Source organism: Arthrobacter sp. B0316-5-4, assembly GCF_059090325.1.
In genome coordinates this window covers 711,834-735,434 of record NZ_JBNHFN010000001.1, presented here as the reverse complement: position 1 = coordinate 735,434, position 23,601 = coordinate 711,834, and the positions used below count along the sequence as shown (strand labels likewise).

At 63.5% G+C, this 23,601-nt stretch carries 20 protein-coding genes; 13 read left to right on the top strand and 7 right to left on the bottom strand.

Annotated features, from left to right (window positions below):
* Window positions 1-124 precede the first annotated feature (124 nt).
* The 4 genes from AC5RU9_RS03410 to AC5RU9_RS03395 all read left to right on the top strand — a co-directional run bounded on the left by AC5RU9_RS03410 (window position 125) and on the right by AC5RU9_RS03395 (window position 5,283).
* Entirely contained in the window at window positions 125-1,207 is a 1,083-nt protein-coding gene (locus AC5RU9_RS03410; RefSeq protein ID WP_494015316.1) for a hypothetical protein, read from the top strand.
* A gap of 98 nt (window positions 1,208-1,305) precedes the next feature.
* Window positions 1,306-2,925, top strand: a complete 1,620-nt coding sequence (locus tag AC5RU9_RS03405) for a cell wall anchor protein (protein ID WP_494015315.1) — start codon at window positions 1,306-1,308, stop codon at window positions 2,923-2,925.
* Window positions 2,926-3,080: 155 nt separating this feature from the next.
* Window positions 3,081-4,298, top strand: a complete 1,218-nt coding sequence (locus AC5RU9_RS03400) for an MFS transporter (RefSeq protein ID WP_494015314.1) — start codon at window positions 3,081-3,083, stop codon at window positions 4,296-4,298.
* 121 nt (window positions 4,299-4,419) lie between these two features.
* Window positions 4,420-5,283, top strand: a complete 864-nt coding sequence (locus AC5RU9_RS03395; protein ID WP_494015313.1) for a hypothetical protein — start codon at window positions 4,420-4,422, stop codon at window positions 5,281-5,283.
* Between the two features lie 91 nt (window positions 5,284-5,374).
* Here AC5RU9_RS03395 and AC5RU9_RS03390 read toward each other — a convergent pair whose 3' ends face one another.
* Entirely contained in the window at window positions 5,375-6,712 is a 1,338-nt protein-coding gene (locus AC5RU9_RS03390) for an acyltransferase family protein (protein ID WP_494015312.1), read from the bottom strand.
* Between the two features lie 227 nt (window positions 6,713-6,939).
* On the opposite strand from AC5RU9_RS03390, the gene AC5RU9_RS03385 reads away from it, so the two are divergent.
* Window positions 6,940-7,149: a hypothetical protein gene (locus AC5RU9_RS03385; RefSeq protein ID WP_211711971.1), complete on the top strand. Its 210-nt coding sequence runs from the start codon at window positions 6,940-6,942 to the stop codon at window positions 7,147-7,149.
* On the opposite strand, the gene AC5RU9_RS03380 is transcribed toward AC5RU9_RS03385, so the two are convergent.
* On the bottom strand, window positions 7,146-8,057 hold the full coding sequence (locus tag AC5RU9_RS03380) for a phosphatase PAP2 family protein (RefSeq protein WP_211711972.1): 912 nt from the start codon (window positions 8,055-8,057) through the stop codon (window positions 7,146-7,148). The two genes, AC5RU9_RS03385 and AC5RU9_RS03380, sit on opposite strands and share 4 nt — an antisense overlap.
* A 154-nt stretch (window positions 8,058-8,211) precedes the next feature.
* Between AC5RU9_RS03380 and AC5RU9_RS03375 the strand changes: the two genes are divergently transcribed.
* The 4 genes from AC5RU9_RS03375 to AC5RU9_RS03360 are packed head-to-tail and all read left to right on the top strand — an operon-like array spanning window position 8,212 to window position 12,881.
* A complete protein-coding gene (locus tag AC5RU9_RS03375; protein WP_211711973.1) occupies window positions 8,212-9,630 on the top strand; it encodes an extracellular solute-binding protein in 1,419 nt (472 codons plus the stop codon).
* On the top strand, window positions 9,627-10,589 hold the full coding sequence (locus tag AC5RU9_RS03370; RefSeq protein ID WP_211711974.1) for a carbohydrate ABC transporter permease: 963 nt from the start codon (window positions 9,627-9,629) through the stop codon (window positions 10,587-10,589). The genes AC5RU9_RS03375 and AC5RU9_RS03370 overlap by 4 nt, the downstream gene beginning before the upstream one ends.
* Before the next feature lie 8 nt (window positions 10,590-10,597).
* Window positions 10,598-11,470: a carbohydrate ABC transporter permease gene (locus AC5RU9_RS03365; RefSeq protein WP_211711975.1), complete on the top strand. Its 873-nt coding sequence runs from the start codon at window positions 10,598-10,600 to the stop codon at window positions 11,468-11,470.
* Window positions 11,471-11,498: 28 nt separating this feature from the next.
* Window positions 11,499-12,881 (top strand): glycoside hydrolase family 32 protein, encoded by a 1,383-nt coding sequence (locus AC5RU9_RS03360; RefSeq protein WP_494015311.1) that lies wholly within the window; start codon window positions 11,499-11,501, stop codon window positions 12,879-12,881.
* 431 nt (window positions 12,882-13,312) lie between these two features.
* Here the strand turns inward: AC5RU9_RS03360 and AC5RU9_RS03355 are convergent, their stop codons facing one another.
* Together AC5RU9_RS03355 and AC5RU9_RS03350 are read right to left on the bottom strand one after the other, a co-directional pair.
* Window positions 13,313-14,365, bottom strand: coding sequence for a LacI family DNA-binding transcriptional regulator (locus AC5RU9_RS03355; protein WP_494015310.1), 1,053 nt, complete (start codon window positions 14,363-14,365; stop codon window positions 13,313-13,315).
* A gap of 89 nt (window positions 14,366-14,454) precedes the next feature.
* On the bottom strand, window positions 14,455-15,072 hold the full coding sequence (locus tag AC5RU9_RS03350) for a DUF2510 domain-containing protein (protein ID WP_494015309.1): 618 nt from the start codon (window positions 15,070-15,072) through the stop codon (window positions 14,455-14,457).
* Window positions 15,073-15,187: 115 nt separating this feature from the next.
* Between AC5RU9_RS03350 and AC5RU9_RS03345 the strand changes: the two genes are divergently transcribed.
* The 4 genes from AC5RU9_RS03345 (at window position 15,188) to menD (ending at window position 20,888) form a co-directional block, all read left to right on the top strand.
* A complete protein-coding gene (locus tag AC5RU9_RS03345) occupies window positions 15,188-15,778 on the top strand; it encodes a hypothetical protein (protein ID WP_249184235.1) in 591 nt (196 codons plus the stop codon).
* Between the two features lie 61 nt (window positions 15,779-15,839).
* Window positions 15,840-16,859 carry an o-succinylbenzoate synthase gene (locus AC5RU9_RS03340; protein WP_494015308.1) on the top strand — a complete coding sequence of 340 codons (1,020 nt, stop codon included), beginning with the start codon at window positions 15,840-15,842 and terminating at the stop codon, window positions 16,857-16,859.
* Between the two features lie 77 nt (window positions 16,860-16,936).
* The gene (locus AC5RU9_RS03335; protein WP_494015307.1) at window positions 16,937-19,027 is read left to right on the top strand and encodes a PhoX family protein; all 2,091 of its coding nucleotides are present in this window, start codon (window positions 16,937-16,939) and stop codon (window positions 19,025-19,027) included.
* 151 nt (window positions 19,028-19,178) lie between these two features.
* A complete protein-coding gene (menD, locus tag AC5RU9_RS03330) occupies window positions 19,179-20,888 on the top strand; it encodes a 2-succinyl-5-enolpyruvyl-6-hydroxy-3-cyclohexene-1-carboxylic-acid synthase (protein ID WP_494015306.1) in 1,710 nt (569 codons plus the stop codon).
* A 208-nt stretch (window positions 20,889-21,096) separates the two neighbouring features.
* Here menD and AC5RU9_RS03325 read toward each other — a convergent pair whose 3' ends face one another.
* The 3 genes from AC5RU9_RS03325 to AC5RU9_RS03315 form a co-directional block, all read right to left on the bottom strand.
* Window positions 21,097-21,885 carry an amino acid ABC transporter ATP-binding protein gene (locus AC5RU9_RS03325; RefSeq protein ID WP_494015305.1) on the bottom strand — a complete coding sequence of 263 codons (789 nt, stop codon included), beginning with the start codon at window positions 21,883-21,885 and terminating at the stop codon, window positions 21,097-21,099.
* A gap of 11 nt (window positions 21,886-21,896) precedes the next feature.
* A complete protein-coding gene (locus AC5RU9_RS03320) occupies window positions 21,897-22,688 on the bottom strand; it encodes an amino acid ABC transporter permease (RefSeq protein WP_211711986.1) in 792 nt (263 codons plus the stop codon).
* Between the two features lie 80 nt (window positions 22,689-22,768).
* Window positions 22,769-23,566 (bottom strand): ABC transporter substrate-binding protein, encoded by a 798-nt coding sequence (locus tag AC5RU9_RS03315; protein ID WP_211711987.1) that lies wholly within the window; start codon window positions 23,564-23,566, stop codon window positions 22,769-22,771.
* Window positions 23,567-23,601 lie beyond the last annotated feature (35 nt).

Sequence of the window (23,601 nt, the reverse complement as noted above, 5' to 3'; positions counted from 1 at the left end):
CCATGGACTAATTGGTCAGGTCCGTCCTAGGATGAAGGCGACCGTTGGTTCGCGACTACCTGGGGGTGTCGAGATGAGGGGTTCACGCGTTTTTCCGCGTGCTACCAGCATTCTCCGCTCTGTCATGGTCGCTGGAGCCGGCACCGCCATTTGGATGGCCCTCTCTGCAACCGCGGCAAGTGCCGATTCAAACCTTCCTGATAACCACTCGCTCGTCGGCGGAGTAACCTCCACTGTGTCGTCGGTGACCGGCACTGTGGACAGCGCCACCGCCCAAGTTCATAAGTCGGCGGGCGCGACGGCGAAAGCGGCCACGCCAAAGACTGCGGCACCGACCATCAGCATTCCAGTGCCGAATGTGCCGTTGCCCGCAGCCGTCAAAACGGTGATCCCGACGAACCCCATTTCCGTTCAGGTTCCTGCTGTGACGCCTATCGTGCAGAAGGCTGGGGCCTCAGCGGACGGGATCATCGGGACGATCCCGGTGGCCAGTCAACTCGTCCCCGCCGACACAACTGGCGACATCGTAGACGCCGTGGTTGTGCCGATTGCCGGAAACGTTGACGACGCAGCTGAGGCGCTCGTTCCACCTGTAAACGACCTTTTGAAGCCGGTCGGGCTGGAACCCGTAACGGACGTAACTGCTCCGGTTCTTCAACCGATCGTCGACACAGTGGACAGCGTTGTTCCGTCCACCGTATCCGTCATTCCGCCCCTGCCGACCGGCGACGGTTCAGTTTTGCCAGGAATCCCGGCCGGAAGCGTGACGCCGGTTTTCGTCACTAACCCAAGTTCCGACGTCGTTGGCTCCCCGTCCGCGGTTGCCCCAACACAGGCGGGGCTCCAAGCATCAGCGCCCACTCTCCAGCCCGTGCGTGCTTCTGTTCCTGGGGCTGCTGGCGTCTCACCCGTGCTGTCGATATCCCGAGTGCTCGGGTCAACTGGTGGTGTCCCATCAAGTGAGGTCCAGCAGTCCGCTGTACATCCTGAGGGGCCCGCTGATCTGCCGCTTGACCTCAAAGGGGTACCCGCTGGCGTGGGCGGATCCGGATCCAGCAACTCCCAAAACGGTCCACCAAGCCCCGCCGCAGCCTTCCTGCACGACGCCATGATTATCCCCGTTGACGCTCTCCCTGGTCTTTCCGCGGCCGGTGATGAGCAGCATCCTGAGCCGGTATGTTTTGACCCCGGCTCCTCTCCTGATTAGTTCCCCAACCATGCCGCACCAACTTACGCGGCAGATGGCCATTCGGACGTTCCGTCAACGGACGTCTCTGGGAACAAGACCTTCAGGAGAAGATCACAATGAACACGACCATACGCAAGTGCCTCATCGGCACATGCTTTGCCGGGGGCATGATCGTCCTCGGCGCCACCGCGGCAAACGCCGCGGACACCACCAGCGGCAAAGACGGAGTCCTCTCCGGAACGCAGGTGGCAGCGCCCGTAATAGCACCAATAAACCTCAACGCCACCTCGCTGGGACTGCTGGGAAACTCAGCAGCCACGACAGCCGCGCCGGCACACGCTGCAGGTTCCGGCGCAACACCCGCCGCCAACACCAGCGGCTCCAACAGCATCGGTTCCGGAACCCAAGTGGTCGCTCCGGTCACGGTGCCCATAAACCTGGGCTCGTCGTCAGTGGGTCTGCTGGGGGGTTCCACTGCGACGAGCTCAGCTACACCTGCCGCTCCAGCAGCGGCAACGAGTCCGACGCCGACAGCCGGTACCAGCGGAGCCGGCGCGATTGCGTCCGGCACCCAAGTGGTTGCACCGGTGACGGTTCCCATCACGGTGGGGTCGACGTCGGCGGGCGTCCTGGGGGACTCAGCCGCCACCTCAGCACCAGCGGCATCAACTCCTGCGCCGGCAGCTTCAGCGCCAGCGCAGGCAACAACGTCGGGGGGAGAGAGTCTTGCATCCGGCGCTCAGGTAGTGGCTCCGATATCGGTCCCTGTTAACATCGGAGCCACTGCTGTGGGTGTCGGTGGCGACTCGACCGCCACGTCCGGTTTGTCCCGTTCCACTGCTGGCGCTGCGCCTGGTGGTTCGTCGTCGGGTGCTTCGACGAGTGGTTCGGATGGTGTTGGTTCGGGCACGCAGGTTGTTGCTCCGATTACGGCTCCGGTGAGCTTGGGTTCGACGTCGGCTGGTGTGCTGGGTGATTCTTCAGCCACGGGTACGGGCACTACAGGTGGGACCGTGCCGGGCACGGCCAGCGGCGGTACCACCAATGGTTCTGGGGGCATCGGTTCGGGCACTCAGGTTGTTGCTCCGATTACGGTTCCGGTGAGCTTGGGTTCGACGTCGGCTGGTGTGCTGGGTGATTCTTCAGCCACGGGTACGGGCACTACAGGTGGGACCGTGCCGGGCACGACCACCGGCGGTACCACCAATGGTTCTGGGGGCATCGGTTCGGGCACTCAGCTGATCATCCCCATCACGGCTCCCATCAGCACTGGTTCCACCTCGGTGGGCGTTGGGGGCGGTTCGGTAGGCACGGTCACCCCTCCGGTTGTCACGCCTCCAGTTGTTACCCCGCCCGTCGTGACTCCTCCGGTTGTGACTCCTCCGGTTGTCACGCCTCCTGTTGTGACCCCTCCGGTTGTGACCCCGCCGACCGGCGGTGGCCTTGATAACGGTGGCGAGAACAATACGAGCACTCCGACAACGGGCATCAACACCGCGGGTCTCATCACCACCGGGAGCGCTACGACCGCTGGCACCCAAGCCGGCACCGTTGTAGCCGCTGGTGCGACTAAGGGCGCGACAACCACAGCTGCTTCGGCCGCCGTCGAGGGCTCCAGCGCCCTGGCTACGACGGGGCTGAACGAAACCTTCGTTCTGTGGGCGGGAGCCATGCTCCTACTGGGCCTGTTCCTGGCAGCAGCCAGCCGTCGGAAGGCAGTAGCCAGCCGCCGGTAGTTTCGGACGATCCCGCTTCGCATGTGGGTGTTGCGGTTCCGGAGCCCGGAACCGCAACACCTGCGCGCTGGTCAGTGTGCAATGGCATTGGTGCGTGCATTGCGAAACGTCATGCTGACCCTGCTTGCGGCTACCGCAGTCCTAGGATGAAAGGGATGACCGAGACCCAGACAAACCAAGCTTTCAGCCTGCGCAGCATCGCACTCCCGGCCTTCGGGCCCGCGCTGCTGTTTTGTATAGGAGAAGGTGCGGTCCTTCCGGTCATCGCCCTCTCGGCGCGCGACCTCGGCGCTTCCGTTGCAGTATCGGCGTTGGTAGTGACGCTCATCGGTATAGGCTCCTGGCTTTTCAACATCCCGGCGTCGATCATCACGGAGAAGTTCGGCGAACGTTGGTCCATCGTAGGCGCCGGCGCTTTGGGCGCCATTGCCCTGGGCGCTTCAGCCTTCGCGCCGCAGGTGGAGAACGGCCTGTGGTTGTTGGCAGTGTCCATGACCTTGCTGGGTATGTCGGCGAGCGTCTTCAACCTCGCCCGGCAAAAGTTCCTCACCGAAGCCGTGCCGGTCATCTTCCGGGCACGAGCCCTCTCCACCCTGGGCGGCGTGACCAGGATTGGCATCTTCATCGGGCCTTTCGTCGGCGCCGGGGTGATGCAGTTTGCCGGCATCAGCGGGGCCTACTGGGTGGGCTTCGCGGGCATGATGGCCGCCGCGGCCTTGTCGCTCACCATCCCGGATCTGGTCGCCCCTGAAACGTCCGACGGCGGTCCCCGCCCTCCGGCGTCGACGTTACGGAGCGTCGCGGTTTCGCACGCGGGAGTGTTCCTGACTGTCGGATTCGGGATTCTCCTGCTCAGCGCGTTGAGGGCATCACGACAAGTGGTCATCCCTTTGTGGGCGGATCACTTGGGGCTCGATGCCACACACGCGTCGTTGCTCTTCGGCCTTTCCGGGGCGATCGACATGCTGGTGTTCTACCCGGCTGGAAAGCTCATGGACAGGAAGGGTAGGCAGTGGGTTGCTGTCCCCTCCACGCTGATCATGGGTGTAGCCCTCATATTGATCCCTTTCACAGGCGGATTTGTTTCCCTGTTGCTGGCTGCCCTGCTGATTGGGTTCGGCAACGGCATCAGTTCGGGACTGATCATGACATTGGGTGCCGACTTCTCACCGGACAATGGGCGCAGCCATTTCCTTGGCATTTGGAGGTTCATTGCAGATTCCGGGGCAACAGGGGGACCGGTGCTGCTGTCCGGGTTGACGGCTGCGATCTCGCTTTCCGCCGGCGTCTGGGCCACCGGAGTACTGGGGTTCGCAGCGGCGGTGGTGTTCGCCGTCGCAATTCCCCGACTCAAGCACCGCAGGAACTACTAAGGACATCCAGCTTCGAACAGATTCAGGACTGAACGGATGTCACGGCTAGACTACCGGGGTGCCAGAAAACCCAGCCGCTGAAACGCCCCCGCCTGCTACCTTCTCGGACCTTCAAGAGTTCTTGTCCGCAGAAGAGGTTCCTGCAGGGCGGATCGAGATCCAGCACCAGGGCCTGCCAATCGAGGTCTTGAACGTTCCCGCCGACTCGGATACCACTCTGGTGTGTTTCCACGGGGCAGCTGAGAAGGACGTTCGGTTGCCTTGGTTCCTAGGCCAAGGCGTGACGGCTGGCCTGCCGGTCAACCGTGTCTTTATCTCTGACCCCAGCCTAAGGAAATCAACTGATTTCAACCTCGCGTGGTACGCGGGATCGAAGGAACAGCCGGACCTCCAGGAAACCCTGGCTGACGTCGTTAGACGCATTCTGAGGGCGACCGGTGGGTACAACGTGGTGTTCTTTGGCAGCTCCGCTGGGGGATATGCCAGCCTTGCCATATCGAGGTTCTTCCCGACGTCGCTCGCGCTCGCAGTCAATCCTCAAACCTCGATATCCAAGTTTTACTCCGGGGCTGTTGAACGGTACATGACCCACGCCTGGGAGATGGAGGGGCAGAATATGTCCGAGTTGCCCGCGAGCGTCGCTCATGACCTGATTCCGGCCTACTCGGCCGGCTTCAGCCACACCGTAGCCCTCATTCAGAATGCCAAAGACTGGTTCCACGTCCAGAAGCACCAGCTGCCGCTTGTGGACGCTGTGGGCGCTTCAGACAATCTCTACATGCTGATGGACCGGTGGGGACCTGACACCGGCGACGGTCACATTCCCCCGCCTAAAGAGCTGATAAGGGAGTGCTTCGAGCATCTGGCGACGTGCCGTGGCGATTGGCCGGCCGGACTCAGGGCGTCCGGTTTTCAAGCTGAAACCACGCGCAGGGACGTGAAGCGCCGTGTCGTGGACACAGCACCAGCGGGTCCAGCCACCTGACAGTTGCGTCGTCCTGACCTTGTTTGAACAGACAACGGCCGCAGAACAACCTCGCAAGGTTGCTCTGCGGCCGTTTGGCGTCCAAAGAAGGTCAGGAAGCCACAGGGGCAGGCGTCTTCCACGCCCGGTCAGGGACCTTGCCAGTCACAAGAGCCACTGCAACCACCAGCAGCACCAGGCCCCACGTTGCGTTGGCTGTATCCAGTCCAATCCGCATCACCACGAAGGGCGGGATGATCGCCAGCACGGTCCCCGTCAGGATGCGCCACATCGCGGGCCGGGCGGCACCAGGGGTCAGCGCGGTGCTGGCAAGCTCCAGCCGGACCAGCGGTGTGGACACCAGGAGCACCAGCACCCATGCAGCCACGTAGAACAGGGGACGGCTCAGCCACCACTCGGCACTAGCCGGCTCAGGGAACGGCAGCCGGAGGAGCAGCGCGATTCCAAACATCGCGATGATCAGCGGGAGATGCCACAGGTAGATCGTCATGGCCCGGCTGCCGACCACAAACATGGTCTTCTGCACCCAACCGACCCTCACGCACCGCTGCAAAACGCGGTACACGGCCTTGACCAACAGGACATGAGCCAGTCCCACCAGGATCAGCGGGAACATCGGAGGGTTTTGGTTGGTCAGCATGTCCACCGGGTACGGGCCGCCGTGGGTCAGCGGAACCAACGCAAGGTAACAGGCCACAGCACCCACAACCAGCTTCCAGCGCGCGAACCGGTCAAAGAATCCGTCCGCATAGAAGAACCCAAGTTGTTGCAGCAGACCCCAAACGAACACCATGTTCAGGAGCCCGATCGGGTTTGAGTCGAAGCCCCAGGGATTGTGCTCCAAGCCCAGGCGAAAGACATCGACGACGACGGCGCCCGCAGCCAGCGCCGCGACGGTCCGGTACGGTGCCCGGCCGTGAAGTTTGGCCATTGTTGGCACCATTGCCTGGCAGATCAGGTACGCGGCCAGGAACCACAATTGAACTCCGGCGCCCACCGCGATAACCGTGAGCAGATCGCCCGGGACGCCAGCCGCCGTCGCACTCCAAAGCGCAACGGCGAGGAACGCGTACAAGGCAACCGTTGGGCGGACCAGCCGCAGCACCCGGTTGCGGAGGTAGTCACCGGCGTCACCGCCGCGGCGCTGCAGGCTCCGCCAGGAAGTCAGCGACGCGAAGCCGCCCACCACGAAGAAGAGCGGCATGACTTGACCGAACCATGTCCCTTGGGCGAACCAGCTCAGGGACGTCAACGGATTTTCGACGCCAATGCCGGACCCGTCCACGCTGATGCCCATCATGAGGAGGTGGACGGCCACTACGGCGAACATGCAGGCGACCCTGATGAGGTCGACAACCAAGTCGCGGGAAGCCGGGGCGGCAGTGCGGGCAGAGCCGCGGTCGGCTCGGGGCCTGAGGGTGGATGACATGAGTGCTCCTAGGATGTGCCACTGTTTGTCCATCGATTGGACTAACTGTAACCCACGTCGGCCGCTTCGTCGACGTCATCATCAGAAACCTTTGCACCTGCCGGGTCGGGATGGGCATGGCCCGGCGTAGCCTTAAGACGTAATAACGCCCCGAATTACCGAGTATCTTCTCCCGCGCTCATGGCGCAATCCAGAAACCCCACCAATGAAGGGCAGCGCTGATTGCTATGCACATCAGAGAATTTTGGAATCAGCTTTCTCCGGAAACCCAGCAATGGCTCATCGACAACCCCGGAAGCATGATCGTTCCGCGGACTGTCACTGCAATCATCACGCAGCAGACGGGTGAAGACAGTGCCGTGGACAGCCACGGCGGCACGGTTCTTACCGATGACGACCGGCTTTTCATTCGCGAGCAGGCCAGGGGGAGGGGCTAGGCCTTGCGAGCCGCCAGGCCGAACAGCCAAGTGCCGCCCAGGGCTGAGAGGTAACCGGCGATCACGATGAACGCTGTGCCTGCCCAGAAGTAGTCGATGGTGCTGTCGGCGCTCAAGCCAGGCATGACCTGCAGCAAGGAGTAACCGGCCACCGCGATGGCGATCAGCAGGGCGGCGACCGTGAGCCATACCCACATGCGGGACGCTGCCCAGTGTTCGCCGTATCCTTTCCACACGTTCCAGCTGCTGCCGGTCCGGAGAATGAGCCAACCCGCCGGGAGCATTACGGCGCCCACTACCAGGAAGGCGGCGACGACGTCGGCCGGGCGATGCCATTGGTTGATGAGCGTCGAGACTCCGGTGGCTACTGCGAAGGTGCTGCCCAGGAAACCGGCCAGCGGGCGCCAGCGGGGTGACACCATGAGGAAGACGGCGGCCGCGGCGGAGGCGGCAAGGGTGGTGTGGCCGGAAGGGAGCGAGTTGAGTTCCAGTGTCTGGACTCCGCGGTCGGGCCTGTCCGGAATGAGGAATTTGAGGATCTGGGTGGCCGCGTTGGCGCCGATGCAGGCTGCTACGGCGATCCCCGCTGCGGTCCACCGTCGTCGGGCCACCGTAACGAAAACGACCATAAGGGTAGCAATGGCCAGGGAGAGCATGGGGAGCATGTCCAGGAGGCTGGTAGAAGCGCGACCGGCGGTTCCACCCAGCTCGGTTGCTTCCACCAAGGCGGATTCGTCAATGAACTGGCCCATGGTGGTGCGCACGAAGAAGTAATACGTCGCGGCCAGGCCCACCACACTGGCGATGGTGGCCAGGATGAAAAGGAATCCTGTGCCGACGCCGGCATCGCGTGCTTGAATCGGCCGTTTGCTCGACCTCCCGCTGGTGCGGAATTGCTGGGAACTCATTCTCTCAAGACTGCCACAATTCGCTGGACGCCTCATGTGAAGAGTTCTCCGGCGCGGCGTACGAGGTGAGGCCTCTGCAACATACCTGTGACGCTTGACACGTGTTAGGTGGCAGTCGTATTGTTCCTAACACGTGTTAGGAAAGGGAATCTACATGTCGGGAACCAATGGGGCTTTGCGTCAATTCACACGCAGAAGTGCCCTCACAGCCCTCGGCGCCGGGATTGTTGGAGTCACCGCGGCGTCGTGGCCGCGACTCACCGGAGCAGACATTCCGGGCAGGGGAGACAACAGCCTCAGCATCGCCATTATGGGCACCGCCGCAGACGCCGCAGCCCGCCAGAAGGTCATCGACGCCTTCGCCAAAGTCCACCCCGAAATCAAGGTCAAGGTCCAAGCCATCCAGGCCGTGGACTGGAAGGACTTCTTCACCAAGATCCTCACCATGGTGGCAGCGGGCACCCCACCGGACGTTGTCTATGTGGCCACCGAAGGCGCCCAGCTGTTCGCGGAAAAGCTGGCCCATCCGCTGGACGAGTACCTGCGGCGCGACGCCGCGGACATGAAGGAGTACTTCCAGGACGTCCACCCCAGCCTGGTGGAAGCGTTCATGTACAAGGGCAGCCTTTTCCAGCTCCCCATCGACTGGAACGCCGCCAACATGTACTACAACACCGCCTCGCTCGCCGCCGCAGGTCTCGAACGGCCGGCCGACAATTGGACGCATACCGACTTCCGCAGCACCCTCGCCGCCATGAAGAAGGCTAAACCAGCAGACTTCACTCCGTACTACTGGACCAACCGTCTCTTCGGCGGAGTGGTGCCATGGCTCTACGCCAACGACACCAGCTTCCTCAAGGAAACCAAGTCTGCGGGCGGCGAGTGGCTCTGGGACGGCTTCTACGCCAACGACCCCACCCGGAGCCTCCGCTCCGGCGGTTACCAATGGCTCGAACCCAACGCCGACGACCCCCGGGTCTTCGAATCCTTCGACTACCTCCGCGGGCTGGTCAAGGACGGACTCGGTGTGCGGCCGGAAGAAGGCGGCGGCGGCGCGCTGATCGGCCTCTTCGCCTCCAACAGGATAGGTACGACGCCGGCAGGCGGCTACTGGGTGCAAGGTCTCCATGAAGCGGGAATGACCGAGAATGACTTCGACGTCCAGTTCTTCCCGAAATGGCGGACCCAACGGCACCAGTTCGGCACGGCTGGCTACGCGATCATGAAGACCGCCAAGGACAAGGACGCGGCCTGGGAATGGGTGAAGTTCAGCTCAAGCCTCGAAGCCATGCAGATCGTGTTCCCTACCCCGAACACCACTCCGGCCCGGCGCTCCATGGTCAACCAAGAGCTCTACGCGGGAACCGGCCCCCGGAACTGGAAAGTCTTCTACGACACCCTGGACCGTTTCCCCACCTCAGGTCCCATTCCAGCGCCACCCCAACAGGCCGCCGTCGAAACCGCCCTGATGAAAAACGTCAGCCTGGCCGTCAGCGGCGACGAGCGACAACTCAAAGACGCGCTCAGCTCCATGCAGCGCGACCTTGAACTTGCCTTGAGGAGGCAGCCATGAGCACCGCAACCAGTACGCCCACTGGAACGGGACGCGAACCAGGACGAAAAGTAGCGCACAAACACAGCCAGCCATCCAAGCGCGGGCGCGTGCAGCAACGCTGGCTGCCGTGGGCTTTCCTTGCACCAACCATCGTGGGCATGGGCATCTTCACCCTGCTGCCCATCGTTGCCTCGATTGCGCTGGCATTCTTCCGATGGGACATCATCTCTGCACCGACATTCGTGGGCTTCGACAACTTCGCCGAGGTAGTCCAAGACCCCACAGTCCGGGTCTCGTTCCTGAACACCATCGTGTTTGTGGTGGTGGCCGTATCGCTGCAGCTGGGACTGGCGTTGGGACTGGCGATCATGGTGCAGGAGAAGCTCCCGGCCTGGCTGCGCGTGTTCTTCCGTTCGGCGTTCTTCTTCCCACTGATCCTGTCCGCCGCATCGGTCTCGATCTTCATGCGCTACCTCTTCAACGAGCAGTTCGGCGTCGTGAACTGGATGCTCTCCTTGATCGGAATCCCGGCAGTACCGTGGCTGACAACGCCAGGCGGGTCGGCCGCCGTCGTGATTCTTGTTTACGTGTGGCAGAACTTCGGGTTCTCTTTCCTGCTGTTCATCGGCGGCCTGGCGTCCATTCCGGTGGAGACGTACGAGGCCGCGTCGATCGATGGCGCAACCGGATGGCGTAAGCATGTCTACGTCACGCTTCCGCTCCTGAGTCCCACCACCCTGGTGGCCTCCGTCATGGCCATCATCAACGCACTCCAAGTGTTCGACCAGCCCTACGTCCTCACCCGCGGTGGGCCCGGCGACTCGACGCGAACGGCGGTGATGGTGATCTTCGAGTCCGCGTTCCAGCGACTCGAGTTCGGCCAAGCGTCCGCGATCGGCGTGATCCTAACGCTCATCATCATGGCCATCACCGCCGCGCAGTTCCGGCTCAGCAAACGATTCGTCTTCTACCAGTGAGGCCTGCCATGACCACCATTCAAGAACGTGTCACCACCACGGCGCCTGTAGTCACTCGGAAGAAGCGGGACTGGTCAGTGGCCGGCCGCATCATCATCCTCCTGATAGCGTCCGTCTTTGTCCTGGGTCCTGTGTTGTGGACGCTGTCCACCTCGCTGCGGCCGCCGTCGGAATCCTTCAAACTGCCGCCCGCGTTCCTGCCGCTGAACCCGGACCTCACCTCCTACACGCAGGTCTTCAAGCAACTCAACATCGTGCTGCTGGTGGTGAACAGCGCCCTGGTGACCGGGCTGATCGCCGTCGGACAGATGGTGACGGCGGCGCTGGCCGGCTATGCCTTCGCGCACCTGCGTTTCAGGGGTCGCGGTGCCCTGTTCTCGATTGTGCTGGCCACCATGATGGTGCCCGCGCAGGTGACGATCGTGCCCGTGTTCATGCTCATCCGCGGCGTTGGGCTTTCCGACACGCTGCTCGCGCTGATCATTCCGGCCATCCCGACGGCGTTCGGCACCTTCCTGATGCGCCAGTACTTCATGGGGTTGCCGGGTGAGCTCGCTGAAGCGGCTGCGATCGACGGCGCTTCGCCGTGGCGGACCTTCCGCTCCGTATACGCGCCGCTGGCCATGCCGGGCCTGGCGATCGTGGGCATCCTCGCGTTCAACTTCCACTGGAACGAGTTCTTCCGGCCACTCATCATGACCATCTCGGAGCAGAACTTCACGCTGCCGCTGGGCCTGGTCTCCCTCCAGGGCAACCTCGGTACAGGAAGCATCTCCGTGGTGCTCGCCGGTGTGGTCCTCTCCATGATTCCCGCGCTGGTGGTGTTCATGTTCGGCCAGCGCGCGCTGCAGGACGGACTCACCGCGGGCACGGGCAAGTAAACTTCTCTTCGCTTTTGAAAGGGCTTCCATGACGGACCTTGCACTCGACTCCCTCTCTTCGGCTACGACACATCCGGATCCCGCGTTCCCGCGCTTCCATCCGCGTCCGGCGCAAGGATGGATCAACGACCCCAACGGCATCAGCTACATCAATGGCCGGTACCACGTGTTCTTCCAATACAACCCGTCGTCAGCCCGGCATTCGCAGATCCAATGGGGCCACATGAGCTCCCCGGACCTGGTCCACTGGGAAGAACACCCCGTGGCGCTGTCACCCCAGCCGGGTGGGCCCGACTCCGCGGGCTGCTGGACGGGCGTGGTCACCTCCGACGACGGCGTGCCGACCGCTTGCTATTCCGGTGTCCAGGACCACGGCGGACACTCACAGGTGGTCATCGCCCGGGGTTCTGCGGATTTGGTGACCTGGTCCCAGGACGGGCATGTTGCCGCATCCATGCCAGCCGATCCGCTTGTTACCGCGGTCCGTGACCCCTTCATCTTCCGCTTCAACGGTGCCCGCTACGCCATGCAGGGGGCTGGATTGGCTGACGGCCGCGCTGCTCTGCTGCTGTACACAGTGGATTCCCTCGATGACTGGAAGTACCACGGAATCTGGCTGACCACTGCCGATCCCGTCGCGGGCCGCCATACCCCGGCTGAGATTTGGGAGTGCCCGCAACTGGTTCAGGTGCCAACGGGGGAATGGGTCATGATGTTCTCGCTGTGGCTCTCCGGGGACGACCACGAGCACGCCAATGGTGTGGGTCATCTGATTGGCTCGCTCTCCCCGGACCCGGAGACCGGGCTGCCGGTTTTTACCGCCGTAACTGGAGGAAAGTCCGACCTCGGCCGGGACTTCTACGCGCCGCAGATCGTGCAACTTACATCCGGTTCATCGCCTTCTGCGCTGCTGTGGGGCTGGGCCAACGAAGGACCCGGACGCGACGGCCGCCGGGGCCGCACCCAAGCGGAAATCGACGACGCCGGATGGTCGGGCGTGTTGACGCATCCTCGCGTTTTGTCCGTGGTTGAGGGTTCCCTGGTTGTCACTCCCGCGCCCGAAGTCCTCGCCTACCGGGGCGCTGCTGTGGCTTTGGGTGCTGCTGGATCGGTTACTGTTCCCGGGTTTGCCGAGGTGCTGGTGCGGGGATCTGGTGCCGGTTCCGGTTCCGCTTCCGGTTCCGTGGAGCTGATCCTTGGCTCAGGCCCCGCGGCCCAGGTGGTCTACTCGGGTCCCCTGGCTGCGGGGGAGGAGCTGAGGATCTTCGTCGACGCGTCCCTCGTGGAGGTGTACCGGACCAGTTCCGTAGCCACGACCCTCCGCGCCTACCCCGCTCCGGGGGAATCGTGGGAACTCACCCTGCCCACGGGCGCGACTGCCGACGTGTGGGAGCTGACCCTACCCGCCTAGGTGCGGCCGCCGTCGTGCGTTGACTCGCGTTGCCCCGCGTTGTTAGGCCCGCTCTGCAGGGTATTTCGAGGTTTGTGGGTGCAGAGTGGGCCTCGCAACGGGGGCTAAGTCCGTTCCCAGCCCGCTCCTCAGTCGTTGGCCAGCGACGACTCAGCGGGCCAACGACGGGCGTGCTCCGGGGCAAGGGTCGTTGATCGCGTTGTTAGGCCCGCTCTGCAGGGTATTTCGAGGTTTTTGGGTGCAGAGTAGGCCTCGCAACGGGGGCTAAGTCCGTTCCCAGCCCGCTACGCAGTTGTTGGCCAACGACGACTCAGCGGGCCAACGACGGGCGTGCTCCGGGGCAAGGGTCGTTGACCCGCGTTGTGGGGCCCGCTCTGCAGGGTATTTCGAGGTTTTTGGGTGCAGAGTGGGCCTCGCAACCGGGGGGCGCGTCAGCGGGTGGGCACCGGGCCGGTCGATTCGCGGACAACGAGGCGGCAGGGGACCATCGTTTCTTTCGTGGTCCCCTTGCTCGCCCCGTCAGTGCCCTCGAGTGCGTCCAGCAGCGTGGTCATCGCGGCGCGTCCCACCTCCCGCAACGGCAGGGCCATGGTGGTGAGGGCCGGGACCATGGTGTCCGCAATCCGGGTCTCGTCGTCGTAGCCCATGATGGATAGATCCGCAGGAACGTTCAGCCCAAGGCGTGCGGCAGCGAGGGCCACTCCGACGGCCAGACGGTCGTTCGCGCACATGATGGCCGTGGGCCGATCAGCCGGGGACACGCCGTCGAGCAGTTTCATGGCCCCGTGGAAACCGGCATCGATATCCCAGCCAGCCATGTGGATGCGACCCTCACTGGCCGTTAGTCCTGCTGCAGCGAACGCATCACGGTAACCCTGCACGCGCAGGGGAGCCGCGGGCGAATCCGAAGAACCGGCAAGCAAGGCAATATCCGTGTGGCCCATTTGTAGGAGATGATCCGTTGCCTCCCTGCCGCCTGTAACCTCATCCGGGATGACGTGGTGGAGTTGCGGCTCGGGGTGGGCATCGTAGCAATTGGCCAGGACCGACGGGACGCGAAGCATCCCCGGCGGCACCTCGATGGGCTTCAAACCCACCGTCACGTACATGAGCCCGTCCACCTGGCGGTCCAGGAGTGTCTCGATGGCGCTCGCATCCCGGGCAGTATCGCTCTCAGTGTCCATGACCACGGTGACAAAACCGCGGCTCCGCGCGACGTCGTCAGCACCGCCGATGATGTTGCCATCGAAGGGGCTGACCACCACTTCGTCGGACAGAATACCGATGACCCGGGAACGCTGGTTCCGCAGGCTCAACGCAATGGCGTTGGGGGAGTAGTTGAGTTCCTGGGCCGCCTGCCGGATCCGGTCCTGGGCTTCCTTGGCCACGTTGCCGTCGCCGCGGCCGTTCAGTACCAGCGAGACCGCGCTCCGGGAAACTCCCGCCCTCTTGGCGACGTCCAGGGCGGTGGCCTTGCGGTTCATGGGAACGTCCTTCCGTGCTTCGTTCCCTGCAGTCTACCTAACGCGTGTGAGGGTACTGATCGTGGACCGTTGACCCCGAGGTGAGAGAGCTACGTGGTGACCGAGTAACCGAACTGGTTGTACATGGACTGCATCATGTTGGATGTCCAAATGCCCGCCACTACCATGCTGATCACAAACACGGCGATGGTGGCCCAGATCGGCCACAGCCCACGCTTTGGGGCGACCTTATTGACGATGACGGAGCGGCCAATGACGTAGACGATGGCGCTCAGGAACGCCCATGCCCAGTGGAAAGGACGTTCGACGCCGGACTTCAGCAGGCGCTGACGGTCAAGATAGGCGAAAAACACCGAGAGGCCATAAGCAACGACGCTCGATCCCATGAGCAGGAAATACGCGGGGGTGTAGATGGAGAAGGGATCGATGGTGGTGGTGCCCTGGCGGGTAGTGATCATCCGGAATTCGGGCTGCCAGAAGAGCATGAAAATCACGGAGACCAGCGGCAGCAAAGTGATCACCCAAATGAACGGGTTGTACACCGGCGTCTGTTCGCTCAGCTGTGGGCGCGGAGGCCTGATGACCGGCTGATACTGCATCTGGCGCGGAGCCTGGTTGGCTGTCCAGGCGTGGCCATCCCACCACCGGACAAACCTGGGGTCCGAAGGGTCCGGGTACCAACCGGCAGGTGTTGTTGAACCGGGCATTGATTGAGTCATGATTCCCCCGCATTGAGTCGTGACTTCGAGAATATCGCGGTTGCCGTCTCTCGGTTGCCAGAAGGCCCTCCCCAGACGTCCCGTGGCGGTGTAAGCATGGAACATGAGCTTCTTCGACGACCTCCCCGAACCGCCGTCGCGGCCCCGCCAGCCGCAGCCCATCCGGCCGGGATGGTTCGGGCCGCCGTCGGATGAACTGCCGGGCATCCTGCCAGTAGGGGGTTTTGTGTACCGAAGCACCAGCGCCGTGGTGGCGGTAAAGATGGTGGAGGTGTACTCCACTGGCTGTTTGTTTGACGTCACGTGGTCCGTGCGTCGCGCAGACGAGTCGGACCAGGAATGGCGGGACGTCGCGGAGCAAAGCTTCAGCCGCCCGGGACCCGGAATGATGTTCGGGGTATCGCTCGCTGACGGAAGGAAGGCGATTGCCGCCCACCCCACGCCGTCCATGTTGGAGGACTCCGAAGACGTCTCGGGGCCCGTCCTCACGCGCCGGGGAGGCGGCGGAGGCAGTGCCGGGGATGAACAAGTAGAGGGTTCTGCGCAGTTCTGGCTGTGGCCGCTGCCTGTGGAGGGCGACACGCGCATCGTGGCCAAATGGGAAGAACTGGGAGTTCCGGAAAGCTCCTTGGTCTTGTCCGGGGCGCGGTTGGCTGATGCCCTCGGAAGCGTGCAGAACTACTGGGACGTTTGAGTTGTCCACATAGACCAAATGGCCGCCATTGGGCCCGGGAAGCCGCCGGTACAGTGGCATTATGCCTGCAAGCCTTCCTGAACTCGAAGAACTCCTGGACTCCGCCCACGTAGTGTCGCTGCCCATGCGCGTGAAGTTCCGCGGGATCATGCAGCGCGAAACACTGCTGCTTCAGGGACCGAACGGCTGGGGCGAGTTCTGCCCCTTCCCCGAATACGGCGACGAGGAAGCCTCCCGCTGGCTTGCTGCCGCCGTGGAGGCAGGCTGGGTTGGGTTTCCCTCACCATTGCGGCATGTGATTCCGGTTAATGCCACGGTTCCGGCAGTTCGGGCGGAGCAGGTACCGGACGTCCTGGCCCGCTTCGGCCGGGTGGATGCTGTCAAGATCAAGGTCGCCGAGCGGGGGCAGGAACTTGCCGACGACCTCTCCCGGGTAGCAGCAGTACGCAGGGCCCTTCCTGAGGCGGCCATCAGGGTGGATGCCAACGGTGGATGGAACGTCGGCCAAGCTGTGGAAGCGCTCGGGGCTCTGTCAACGCAGGGCCTTGAGTATGCCGAGCAACCCGTTCCCTCCATTGAAGGCCTGGCCGAGGTCCGCCGTCGGCTGGCCGCCGCCGGTACGCCGGTTCTGATCGCTGCCGACGAAAGCGTGCGCAAGGAAGACGACCCCCTGCGTGTGGCGAAAGCAGGTGCCGCGGACCTCATCGTGGTCAAAGTCGCGCCACTTGGCGGCGTCAGGCGGGCACTGGACATCGTCAATCAAGCAGGGCTGCCTGCCGTCGTCAGCTCAGCGCTGGATACCTCGGTGGGAATCCGGGCCGGGCTGGCGCTCGCAGCTTCCCTTCCGTCCCTTCCCTACGCCTGCGGCTTGGGCACCGTTTCGCTGTTTGCCTCAGACGTCACCTTGGATCCGCTGGTGGCCGACGACGGCGCCATACCTTTGCGTGACATGCACCCGGATCCCGGACTCCTGGAACAGTACGCGGCCTCGGGAGAACGCCGCGATTGGTGGTTGGACCGGCTCCGACGAGTGCACGCCGTCCTGGCGCGAGACCACCACCGTTTGTTCACCCAGCCTTAACCAGAGTGACCTCCCAGATTCGGATTCCGCTGAAAAGCTCAACGGGAACCTCGTACACCCTCTGGAAGGTCACCCCCATGTCTGAAACCACCGGACGCACGTTCCCGCTGCTCCCCATGCTCGGCCACACCAAAGGCAAGCGCAGCCCAGTCACGTGTGCCCTGAAATGCGATAACGCCTGCTCTGGCGATGTCTGCAACACCAGCACCAACGGCTACTTCAGGGACATCGCCTCCACTGCCATGTCCCGCCGGGCCGCACTGGGCCTCGGCGCTGCGGGTGCGCTCGCCGTCGTGCTCGGCGGTGCCGTAGGTGGCGCTGATACCGCCACCGCCGATCCGGGCAACGGGCTCTCCGATGCCGCCAAGAAGGGCTTCGACAAGTCCAAGCTCAAGTTCACAGCGATCAAGCCGGTCGACGCCGCCGTCGACGCCTTTACCATTCCTGAGGGTTTCGGGTGGAACCCGATCATCCGTTGGGGTGACCCGTTGTTCGCCGATTCACCGGCCTTCGACATCACCAAGCAGACAGCAGCCGCCCAGGCCCGTCAGTTTGGCTACAACAACGACTACACGGACATCATCCCGATCCCTGACGCCAAGGATCGCCGTGCAGTGCTGTTCACCAACCACGAGTACACCAATGAGAACATCATGCTTCCCGTTGGCTTTGACGCTGCCGAAGCCCGCGCCATCGGCCGTGCAGCCCATGGCCTGGCTGTTGTGGAGTTGGAGCGCAAGAACAAGAACAAGCCGTGGAGCTACGTCCAGGGTGCTGCCCTCAACCGCCGCTTCCTCACAGACACTGTCTACGAACTGACCGGTCCTGCCGCCGGCACCAACTTTGTCAAGACCATCGACGACCCCGCCGGCCGTTGGATCAAGGGCACGCTGGGCAACTGCTCCGGTGGCACCACCCCTTGGGGCACCATCCTCTCCGGCGAGGAAAACTTCAACGGCTACTTCGCGGCCCCTGGAACCAGCGACGCCGACAAGCGCTACGGCCTGTCTGCCAAGGCAACCACCCGCCAGTGGGAGCTCGACGAGCCGCGCTTTGACACCCGCAATTCCGGGTACGCCAACGAAAGCAACCGCTTTGGCTGGATCGTGGAAGTGGATCCCTTCGACCCCACCTCCACACCCAGGAAGCACTCCGCCATGGGCCGCTTCAAGCACGAAGGCGCCAACGTCATTGTTGCCCCCGACGGCCGCGTCGTGGCCTACATGGGTGACGATGAGCGCTTTGACTACCTCTACAAGTTCGTCTCCAAGGGCAAGTACCAGGCGGGCGATTCCAAGGCGGCCCGGAAGAACAACATGGGCCTCCTCTCCGAAGGCGACCTGTACGTTGCCCGCTTCACGGGTGACTCGCCGGCCGCCGAAATCGACGGTACCGGCAAGCTCCCGGCCGACGGTGCTTTCGACGGTTCGGGCGAATGGTTGCCGCTGGTCGTGGGCGGCGTATCGGCGGTTCCGGGCATGTCCGTGGCAGAGGTTTTGGTGTACACCCGCTTGGCCGCCGACAAGGTTGGCCCCACCAAGATGGACCGTTGCGAGGACGTTCAGCCAAACCTGCTCACCGGCAAGGTCTACGTGGCGTGCACCAACAACTCGGACCGCGGCAAGACCGGCAAGGAAGGCGCCACGGAGGTCAACCCGCGCACGCTGAACCGCGACGGCCACATTGTCGAAATCACCGAAGGCAAGGACCAGGTGGGCACCAAGTTCAACTGGACCCTGCTGCTGGTTGCCGGCGACCCCGCCAAGAACGCCTCCACCTACTTCTCCGGTTTCCCGGCAGATAAGGTGTCGCCGATTTCGTGCCCCGATAACGTTGCATTCGACTCCGTTGGCAACCTTTGGATCTCCACGGATGGCGCACCGTCCACCATCGGCTACAACGACGGTCTGTTCAAGGTCACCTTGGAAGGCCCGGAGCGCGGCAAGGTGGAGCAGTTCCTGGCCGTGCCCCGCGACGCCGAAACCTGTGGTCCGATCGTCCACGACGAAGAGCGCACGGTGTTTGTTGCCGTCCAGCACCCGGGCGAGGAAGGCACGTTCGATGCGCCGCACTCGTACTTCCCGGACTATGTAGCTGCAGGCGCACCGGTCCCCGCCGGTGCTGTGCGGGCCCCGCGCCCCGCGATCGTGCAGGTCTTCCGCAAGTAACGGCTGCCGCTCAACGCCGAAGCGCTCCTCCAACCGGCGAACTGCCGGTGGAGGAGCGTTTCCGTTTGGGGGGTGGGATGTGAGCGAGCATCGGATGCTCTCCCGCCCGCTTCCGGCGGACCTTCCATCACTGCCCCAATAGACTGGAGCGGTGACTTCCCAGGACTCTCTGACATCCATCGCCGCCGCGCGGATCGCCGTAACCACGTTGCTCGACGGCGGTGTGCGGCATGTGGTGGTGGCGCCGGGTTCGCGGTCGGCACCCATGGCCTACGCTCTCGCGGAAGCAGAAGCTGCAGGCCGGGTGCGGCTCCACGTGCGGATCGACGAGCGCGATGCCGGCTTCACCGCCCTTGGATTGGCGCTCTCAACGGAAGCTCCCGTCGCTGTCGTGACCACCTCCGGTACAGCCGTGGGCAACCTTCTTCCGGCCGTGATGGAGGCCAACCATTCGGCCGTGCCCGTGGTGGTTATTTCCGCGGACCGGCCCGAAGAACTCCACGGGACCGGGGCCAACCAGACCACCATCCAACTGGACCTTTTCGGCGAGCACGTCCGATTCGCCGTCGACGTCCCCGCCGGTGACGATCCGCAGAAGGCTGTTGCCACCGCACTTTATGCCGCGACAGGCGCGCTCGAAGACACCCCGCCCGGCCCCGTCCAGCTGAACCTTGCGTTCCGTGATCCGTTGGTTCCTGCGGCCAACGACGCCCTCCCGGAAATGCAGGGACACGGCGTGTTCCATTACGACGCCGGTCCCCAGGTCCTCGATCTTCCGGCGGCGTCCAGCGAACTCCCCGAGCGACGCACCGTGGTCCTCGCAGGCCACGATGCCGGACCTGTGGCTGAAGCTTTCGCGAGGGCACACGGTTTGCCTTTGCTCGCGGAGCCGTCATCCAACGCACGCTTTGGCCCCAACGCGGTGGGTCCGTACAGGGTATTGCTGCAGCATTTCGGGCCCGAGTCTGCGACCCCGATCGAACGGGTGGTCCTGTTCGGACGGGCAACCCTCTCACGTCCCGTGGCCTCGTTGCTGGCGCACGAGTCCGTTGAATCCGCGATCTACCAGCCGGTCCCGGTCGCTTGGTACGAGGTCGGCCGGCGACGCGAAACACCTATCGAAACACTCCCGGAACTCGCCGATTTCGCGGGCCGTGGCTCTGCGGAATGGCTCGATTCCTGGCTTCTTGCAGGTGCAGCAGCCCAGCATGGCCTGGACAGCGTGCTCACGGGGGAGAGCGCTGCCAACGGCCCATCCGTCGGGGCAGCGGTCTGGGAACACGCCCGCGGCCAGCTGGTCCTCGGTTCCTCCAACGGCATCCGCGACGTTGACCTGGCCGGGCAACCACACACCGCACCCATCGCCACCGTCTACGCGAACCGGGGCTTGGCCGGCATCGACGGCACCATCGCGACAGCCACGGGGATAGCGCTTGGCAGCGGCCGCGAGACCACGGTCCTGCTGGGCGACGTCACCTTCCTTCACGACGCCGGCGGTCTTCTCCTCGGCCACGGCGAACCGGTTCCGGACCTCCGCATCGTGGTCCTCAACGATTCCGGCGGAGCCATCTTCAGCCTCCTGGAGCATGGCGCCGTTGAAGACTCAGGCGCCTACGGCACCGCCGTTGAACGCCTCTTTGGCACCCCGCACTCAGTGGACATCGCGGCACTCGCGTCCGCGTACGGCGTCGGGCACCTGGCGGTTAGCACGACGGCGGAACTTGCCGAGGCGCTTAAGTCACCGCTCAAGGGACGCACCATTGTTGAGGTGCGCGTGGACCGGGCGGGCCTGCGCGGACTTCACGCCCGGATCAGGGAAGCCATCAACGCCGCAGTGGGCCAGGTCCTCACGGCAGGCTAACCGCGGCTCTGCGCCAACCCGTCCGCTACCGTTTCCGCCGATCGCACCCGTAACCGCTGGTGCGAATGGGGCAAAAGGGTGCGCTGCCGACGAATGACCGGTGCGCAAGGCGCGAAAGGGTGCACCAGCGCTGCGGACGAACGCAAAAACGGGCGAGCAGTACCCCAAGAGGGATCCACCCGCCCGTCAGAGCGATGAAACGAAGGGTCTAAGCGTCCTCGACGCCGATGTGCGTCGGGTCCAGGACACGGCGCAGGAATTCCTTGGTGCGCGGCTGGGTAGGAGCACTAATGACGTGTTCGGCCGGGCCTTCTTCCACCACAACGCCGGCGTCCATGAAGACGACCCGGTCGGCGACTTCGCGGGCGAAGCCCATCTCGTGCGTGACCACCAACATGGTCATGCCTTCCTGCGCCAGTTTGCGCATGACAGCCAGGACATCACCTACGGTTTCGGGGTCCAACGCGGACGTAGGCTCATCGAAGAGCATGAGTTGTGGGTCCATGGATAGTGCCCTGGCGATCGCGACGCGCTGTTGCTGGCCGCCGGAAAGCTGGTCCGGGAAACGGTCGGCCAGGTGCCCCAGCCCTACGCGCTCGAGGTTGTGGCGGGCCACATCCGAGGCCTCGGACTTGGACCGCTTGAGGACCTTCATCTGCGAAATGGTGCAGTTGTCCAGCACGCTGAGGTGGGGGAACAGGTTGAAGTGCTGGAACACCATCCCAACGCTTTGGCGCATCTTGTTGAGGTCAACATCGGGATCAGTTGCCTCGAACTTGCCCACGTTGATGGTGCCCCCGTTGGGCTGTTCCAGCAGGTTAACGCAGCGCAGGAGCGTGGACTTGCCCGAGCCTGAAGGTCCGATCAGGCAAACCACCTGGCCAGGTTCCACGGTCAGCGAGATGCCCTTGAGGACCTCGTTGCTGCCGTAGGACTTGCGCAGATCCTTGATGTCCACGCCAGCGGCGCGAACCGTGCTGTTTACGACGTCGTTCATGACTGTCCTGCCTATCGCTTCGTCCGCGCGGAGCGGCTTTCGAACTTCCGTGCCAGGAGGCTCAAGGGGATGGTGATGACCAGGTAGAAGGCACCTGCCACGAGCAGCGGGGTCAGGCCCGCGCCGAGGCTGGAGATGCCATCGCGGCCGAACTTGGTGAGCTCGTACTGGGACGCCGTGAGGCCCAGGACGTAAATCAGCGAGGAGTCCTTGGTGAGCAGGATGATCTCGTTGGTCAGCGGGGGCAAGACGATCTTGAATGCCTGGGGGATCACGATCGAAACCATGGCGCGCCAGTGGGGCATGCCCAGTGAACGGGCCGCTTCCATCTGGCCCTTCGGCACGGCCTGAAGACCGGCACGAAGGGTTTCAGCGATATACGCGGACGCCACCATACCCAGCGAAACCATGACCACAATGTTGACGTCCCACTGGACACCGAAAGCCAGCGGAACGCCGTAGCCGAAGGCGATGAAGACCAACAGGGCAGGAACACCGCGGAAGAACTCGATGTAGCCCGTTGCGAGCCAGCGGTACAGGGGGAAGGAGGAGAGCTTCATCAGGGCAAGCAGAAGACCGCCTGACAAACCCACCACGAAGGCCAACGCCGTGTAAATGAGGGTGTTCTTGAGGCCCACCAGGAAGATGTCCGGGAACATCGGGCCGATCTTGGCGAAGTTGAAGACGCTGTTGCCAACCGTCTTCCAGTCGACGGCAAGGATCACCGCGGCCAGGACCACTACGAAGATTCCGGCTTGGACGTACAGGCTGACTTTGGCTCGTTGACGTGCAGTCATTGCCATGGTGTTCTCACATTCGTGTTGCGCAGGTGGGCCCCGAAACATCGTGTCGTTTCGGGGCCCACCTGTGTGGATGTCGGGAGCTACTTGGAGGTTTCGCCGAACCAGGTGCTCTGGAACTTCTTCATGGAGCCGTCGTCCGTGAGGCGCTTGAGCGTGGCGTTTACGGCATCTGCCATTGCAGTGTTGCCCTTCTTGATGGAGATGCCCAGCTTCTCGCCCGTTGCGTAGTCTTCGACGCGCTTGAGGTTGGAGTCGTCCTTGATGGCGTAGCCCAGGACGGACTGGTTGCCGACCGCGGCGTCGATGGTGCCGGCCTTAAGTGCCTGGACCAGGAGGCCTGAATCTTCGAATTGCTGGGCGTCGATTCCCTTGTCCTTGGCGTACTGGGCGCCGGTGGTTGCCTGCTGGACGCCCACCTTCTTGCCCTTGGCGCCATCGATGTTGGTGATGCCCGAGGAAGACGTGGCCACCAGCGTCAGGTCGTCGTCCAGGTACGGGTTGGAGAAGTCCATGACGTTCTTGCGGACGTCGGTGATGGAGATCGAGGAGATGGAGACGTCGCAACCGGTCAGTGCGGTGCCGGTCTCGATGGCTTCGAAGGAGCTGTCCACCACGTTGAGCTCGGTTTTGGTGTCCTTGGCAATTTCGGCAGCGATGTCCATGTCGAAACCGACAATCTTGCCGTCCTTCTGGAACTCAAACGGCTCATAAGGAACATCCGAGCAGACCGTGAGCTTGCCGGCGTTGATGAGCTTGAGGCCCGAGTCGTTGGAGGCTGCCGGGGTGGACGAGCCGCCACAAGCGGTCAGGGCCAGGGCGCCGGCTGCGAGCACAGCGGCCATCTTGGTGCCGGACAGAACCGAACGGGAGATCTGCATGTTGTTTACCTTTTGTTGCGGTGGATGCTGAACTG